Origin of the sequence: Acinetobacter sp. CFCC 11171 (genome assembly GCF_003268405.1) — a bacterium.
GTDB classification, from domain to species: domain Bacteria; phylum Pseudomonadota; class Gammaproteobacteria; order Pseudomonadales; family Moraxellaceae; genus Acinetobacter; species Acinetobacter amyesii.
Genome location: NZ_LQXP01000098.1, coordinates 1 through 1,039 on the forward strand (window position 1 = coordinate 1; position 1,039 = coordinate 1,039).

The following is a 1,039-nucleotide window of genomic DNA, read 5'->3' on the forward strand; positions in this document are numbered from 1 at the left end:
GGCTTTGTTGCACAAAGCTATTCTTGAAGGCTTCTTCAGTAATATAATTTCCAGATGAAGAAGCCTACACCTAAAATCTATCGTACAACCAATTGGTCCTCGTATAACCAAGCTTTAATCAAGCGAGGAAATATTTCAATCTGGTTTGATCCTAAGACGCAATGGTATGCACAACCACAAGGCAAGCAAGGACGAAATCAAACTTATTCCGATACAGCGATTCAATGCTGTTTAATGATCAAATCTCTATTCCGTCTTTCTTTACGTATGGTTACTGGCTTTGTTCAAAGCCTGATTAAACTCTGTGGCTTGAATTGGACAGCACCAGATTACTCCACCCTTTGTAGACGACAAAAGCATATTGATATTGCGATAAGCTATCAGAAAAGTCATGATGGGTTACACCTACTTGTCGACTCTACGGGTTTAAAGTTTTTAGGTGAAGGCGAATGGAAGCGTAAAAAACATCAGCCTGAATACCGTCGGCAATGGCGTAAACTGCATATTGGTATAGATGCTGAAACACTGCAAATACGTGCCGTTCAGCTTACTACAAATAATGTCAGTGATTCACAAGTACTAGGTGATTTACTGGATCAAATTCCACTAGATGAGCGAATAGATTCTGTCTATACCGATGGCGCGTACGACACGAAGTGCTGCAGAAAAGTGATTTCAGATCGTCAAGCACATGCAGTAATTCCACCCAGAAAGAATGCCAAGCCCTGGAAAGATTCTAAAATAAGTTCAATAGAACGAAATGAGTTACTTCAAACGGTTAAACATTTAGGTAGAACCCTATGGAAAAAATGGTCGGGTTATCACCGTCGTAGTTTGGTGGAAACCAAGATGCATTGCATCAAATTATTAGGTGATAGGCTGACGGCAAGACATTTTCAAAGTCAGGTCAATGAAATTCATGCGCGTGTGGCAGTTCTGAATAGATTTACGGAATTAGGTAGACCTCGCACCCAAGTTGTGTCTTAAATTTGAATGGATTGGGGAGAACTCAGCTTTTGAATGTTTATGCAACAAAGCC

Annotated in this window: 1 protein-coding gene; it reads left to right on the forward strand. The window is 40.3% G+C overall.

The genetic code is table 11. The annotated features are described in order from the left end of the window. The first annotated feature begins 54 nt into the window (after nt 1-54). The gene (locus AVJ20_RS18000) at nt 55-987 is read left to right on the forward strand and encodes an IS5-like element ISAha3 family transposase (RefSeq protein ID WP_004812228.1); all 933 of its coding nucleotides are present in this window, start codon (nt 55-57) and stop codon (nt 985-987) included. The last annotated feature ends 52 nt before the right edge of the window (nt 988-1,039 follow it).